This is a genomic window from Nonomuraea sp. NPDC059007 (assembly GCF_042740555.1).
In the GTDB taxonomy this organism is placed as follows: Bacteria; Actinomycetota; Actinomycetes; order Streptosporangiales; family Streptosporangiaceae; genus Nonomuraea.
Window position 1 is genome coordinate 1 of record NZ_JBHYJD010000114.1, and the last position, 4,076, is coordinate 4,076.

Consider the following 4,076-nt stretch of genomic DNA (forward strand, 5'->3'; position numbering starts at 1 on the left):
CGGGCGACGGCGGCGGCTTCGTCCTCCAAGGCGGCGACTGCGCCGAGCGCTTCCGCGAGTCCGGCCCGTCCGACGTGCGCGCGAAACTCGCCCAGCTGTACGGCCTGGCCGCCACGATCACCGCGAGCACCGGCGCGCCCACGCTCCCGCTTGGCCGCCTGGCCGGCCAGTACGGCAAACCCCGCTCCGCCGCCCACGAGATCACCGCCGACGGCACCCTCGTCCCCTCCTACCGGGGCGACGCCGTCAACAGCCCCGCCGGCGACCCCGGCGCCCGCCGCCCCGACCCGGAACGCCTGCTGCGCGCCCACCGCTGCGCCCGCGCGGTCCTGCGCGTGGTGCGCGAATCCTGGCCCGGCCGCCCGCCGCTCGAACGGGCCTACGTCTCCCACGAGGCGCTGCTGCTCGACTACGAGCGCCCGCTCGTACGCGACGGCTACGCCGCCTCCGCCCACTCGGTGTGGATCGGCGAGCGCACCCGCCAGCCCGACGGCCCGCACGTCGCCTTCGCCCGGTCCGTCCGCAACACCGTCGGCGTCAAGCTCGGCCCCGCCACGACCCCGGCCCAGGCCGCCCGGCTCAGCCGCCTGCTCAACCCCGACGCCCTGCCCGGCAGGCTGCTGTTCATCGTCCGCCTGGGCAGTACCCGGGTCCGTACCCTCCTGCCGGAGATCGTGGGTGAAGTCGGCAGGCGGGGTATGCCGGTCGTGTGGCTGTGCGACCCGATGCACGGCAACACGGTCCGCATGGGCACCGGGCCCAAGACCCGGCCCATGGAGGCGATCCTGGAGGAGGTCACGGCATTCGTCAGCGTCCTGCGCGCCCGCCACCGCCACCCGGCCGGCCTGCACCTGGAGATGACGCCCGACGACGTCACCGAGTGCATCGCCACGCCCGCGCCGTGCGCGCGGGCACCGCGCCTGCCGCGCTACCGCACCGCCTGCGACCCCCGCCTCAACGCCGCCCAGGCTGCCGAGGTCGTCGAACGGTTCGCCGGACTGCTCTGAAACGGAGGAAACCCACCGTGCCCCTGACCGCCAAGGCCTTCGACTTCTACAAGCAACTGGAAGCCGACAACACCAAGGAGTTCTGGCACGCCCACAAGGACGTCTACGAGCGGGCCGTACGCGAGCCGCTGGAGGAGATGCTGGAAGGGCTGGAGGACGAGTTCGGCCCCGCCAAGCTGTTCAGGCCCCAGCGCGACACCCGCTTCAGCACCGACAAGTCGCCCTACAAGACCAGCCAGGGCGTCACCGTGGCCGCCGAGGGCCACACCGGCTACTACCTGATGCTCGGCGCCGACGGCATCCACGTCGGCGGTGGCTTCCACGCCTTCGACACCGACGACACCCGCCGCTACCGCGAGGCCGTGGACGGCGAAGCCGGCGAGAAACTCCGCACGATCGTCGAGCGCCTGGAGAAGAAGGGCTTCTCGCTCGTGGGGGAGCGGGTCAAGACACGGCCACGCGGCTACTCCGCCGACCATCCGCGTATCGACCTGCTGCGCTACAAGTCGCTGGGGGCCGAGAAACGCCTGCCCAAGTCGAGGACGACCGGCGGCGGGACGCTCGGCGCGGTCCGCGACGCCTGGCGCGACGTGCGACCGCTGCTGGAGTGGCTGACCGGCCCCCGCGCCTCTTCCTAGACACGGGGGCCGGGGCGGTCAGTGCCGGTAGATGTTCGGCGGGATGGGGTTGTCCTGCAGGGGACGCCTGTTGCCGTGCTCGTCCCACAGCTCGCGGACGCCGGCGACGTGGTGCGGGGTGGCGGAGCCGGGCTGCCGGAAGACGATCCAGGTGACCGGCTTGTCGTACTCCGGCGTGGTGAGCGAGCCGGTGTAGCGGTAGAAGGCACGCCTGCCGGGGGACGGCAGCAGTGCCGTGGGGTTCACGCCGTGGACGCGCCTGGTGGCGCCGACCGTGGAAGGCGGCTCGCGCAGGAGGACGTCGTGCTGCGACCAGCCGTCGCGCCGGGCGTTCACCAGCACCGACAGGACCAGGTAGCCCTGGGCGGGCCCGGCGAGCTCGTGGACCAGATGAGCTTCCAGGGGCGCGAAGCCCTGCCCGGCGAACCTGTGCTCGGCCGGGCCGTGGTAGTGCACGTTCAGCAGGGTGTAGGTCCTGCCGCCGAAGACCACGTGGGAGGCGGAGCCGTTGGGGAGGAAGCGGATGTCGTCGTGTTCACTCGGGGCGCCGCCCAGCGGCTCCCTGTCCTGAAGGGTGACGATGCCGTCGACGACCGGGGCGTAGGCGATGGTGAGGCGGGGGTGGACGGCCGGGCACGCCGACGCGGCGTCGATCTCGACCGGGCTGTCGACGGCGGCGTCGGTGCCGGTGCCGGGACAGGCGGGGGAACGTGCCTGGGCCGAAGGGGCTAAGAGCGCGGGGACCACGAGGGTGATCGCGGCCATTAATCGGGCGATGCGCATGTACGACCCTTTCCCTGGTTTTTCCGTCAGAGGTGACGTTGCCACCAGTCAAGGATGGCGTCGAATCGGGCAATTCGCCGGCTGGGCCGGCCCGAACGAGACATCTCATGGCCTTCATCGGGAAACAGCAGCATCTCCGTTTCAACGCCGCGCAGCTTCAGCGCCACGAACAGGCGCTGCGCCTGCTCCACCGGCGCCCGCCAGTCGTGTTCGGAGTGGATGATCAGCATGGGGATGGTGATCCGGCCGGCGTGGGTCAGCGGGCTCTGGGCGGCCCAGGTGGACGGCTCGCCGTACAGGTCGAAGGGGAAGGCCCAGCCGATGTCGCTGCTGCCGTGGAAGCTGTCGATCGCGTTGAGCGCCCGCTCGCTGACCGCCGCGCGGAAACGCTCCCCGTGGTGCGCGGCCAGCCAGGTGGTCATGAAGCCGCCGTGCGAACCGCCGAGCACGCCCGCCCTGGAGGCGTCCAGGCCGCCGGTCGCCAGCGCCGCGTCGAACAACGCCAGCAGATCCACGGCCGAGCGCCGCCCGACATCACCCACGATGTACGCCCCATGGGCCCGCCCGTAGCCGGAGGAACCGCGTGGATTGCCCATCACCACCGCGTACCCGGCCGAGGCGTACACCTGCGCCTCGTCGAAGACCCGCCAGCCGTACTGCGCGAACGGCCCGCCATGGATCATCAGCAGGACGGGATGCGGCCCCTCACCCTCCGGCCGCACGATCCACCCGTGCACCGGATACCCGTCCGGCGCCGTCGCGCCGACCTCCTCGATCGGCAGCACCTCCAGCCCCGCCCCGAACTCCGTCAGCCGCACCTCCACCCCGTCCCGCACCGCCACCAGCTCCGCCGGGCTGCTCGCGTCGCACACCACGGCCACGGTCGTCGCGCCCGCGTGGCCCACCCCCCGCACCTCCCGCGGCCCCCCGACCACGATCACCGGCTCCCCGCCGTCATAGGGCACCCGCAGCAGCTCCACCGCGCCCCTGTTCTCGACCGCGCACAACACCCCGTCCTTCGCGGGTACGGCCAGGCGCTCGCTGCCGATCGACGGCATGTTGTGCCGCTCGGCATCGGTCAGCCTGCGCGGCGGCGCGGACCCGTCCACCGGCACCGACCACACCCCGGTCTGCTGCGCGATCAGCCTGCGCCCCTCGGCACCCGGATCGGCGCCCACGAACACGAGCCCGCCGTCCGAGCCGAAACTCGGCTGCGCGGCCGAGAGGGCCGTCCGGGTCACCCGCCGCAGCCCGGTGCCGTCCGGCGCGCACACCCACACGTCACTGAAGAAGTCCTCGCCGCGACCCGGATGCCGGGCCGCGCTGAAGGCCAGCAGATCCCCGGCGGGACTCCAGGCGACCCCACGGTGATCGAACTCGCCCTCCGTCACCTGTACGGGCGGCTCGTCCCCGAAGGGATCGACCACGAAGACCTGCGCGTACCCGTCGTCCGTGAACCCGGCCCCGTCCCAGCGATAGCGCAGAGCCGTGATCCGCCGCGGCCCACGCTTGGCCTCGTCTGCTCCCTCCACCGCGCCCCTAGCGTCCGCGCCCCTAGATCGCTGATGTGAAATTCCGTGATCGGCTGCGGGCATGACGAAGGGCGTCCATGGTCGGTGTGTGAAGACAGACTTAGACGCCCTTCTGA

General features: G+C 72.2%; 4 protein-coding genes. 2 read left to right on the forward strand and 2 right to left on the reverse strand.

The annotated features are described in order from the left end of the window. Both ACFWY5_RS57865 and ACFWY5_RS57870 read left to right on the forward strand, forming a co-directional pair. Nucleotides 1-1,007, forward strand: a 1,007-nt coding sequence (locus tag ACFWY5_RS57865; RefSeq protein ID WP_379640386.1) for a 3-deoxy-7-phosphoheptulonate synthase, incomplete at its 5' end; no start/stop codon positions are given. A gap of 17 nt (nt 1,008-1,024) precedes the next feature. Continuing rightward, on the forward strand, nt 1,025-1,645 hold the full coding sequence (locus tag ACFWY5_RS57870; protein ID WP_379627276.1) for a DUF2461 domain-containing protein: 621 nt from the start codon (nt 1,025-1,027) through the stop codon (nt 1,643-1,645). Nucleotides 1,646-1,663: 18 nt separating this feature from the next. Here ACFWY5_RS57870 and ACFWY5_RS57875 read toward each other — a convergent pair whose 3' ends face one another. Together ACFWY5_RS57875 and ACFWY5_RS57880 are read right to left on the reverse strand one after the other, a co-directional pair. Beyond that, nucleotides 1,664-2,428, reverse strand: coding sequence for a carbonic anhydrase family protein (locus ACFWY5_RS57875; RefSeq protein ID WP_379640387.1), 765 nt, complete (start codon nt 2,426-2,428; stop codon nt 1,664-1,666). A 26-nt stretch (nt 2,429-2,454) separates the two neighbouring features. Next, the gene (locus ACFWY5_RS57880) at nt 2,455-4,023 is read right to left on the reverse strand and encodes a S9 family peptidase (protein WP_379640388.1); all 1,569 of its coding nucleotides are present in this window, start codon (nt 4,021-4,023) and stop codon (nt 2,455-2,457) included. Nucleotides 4,024-4,076: the final 53 nt, after the last annotated feature.

What these genes read in the sequence shown, in the direction of transcription:
- ACFWY5_RS57875 (WP_379640387.1), bottom strand. Translation starts at nt 2,428, where the DNA reads ATGCGCATCGCCCGATTAATGGCCGCGATCACCCTCGTGGTCCCCGCG.
- ACFWY5_RS57880 (WP_379640388.1), bottom strand. Translation starts at nt 4,023, where the DNA reads ATGCCCGCAGCCGATCACGGAATTTCACATCAGCGATCTAGGGGCGCG.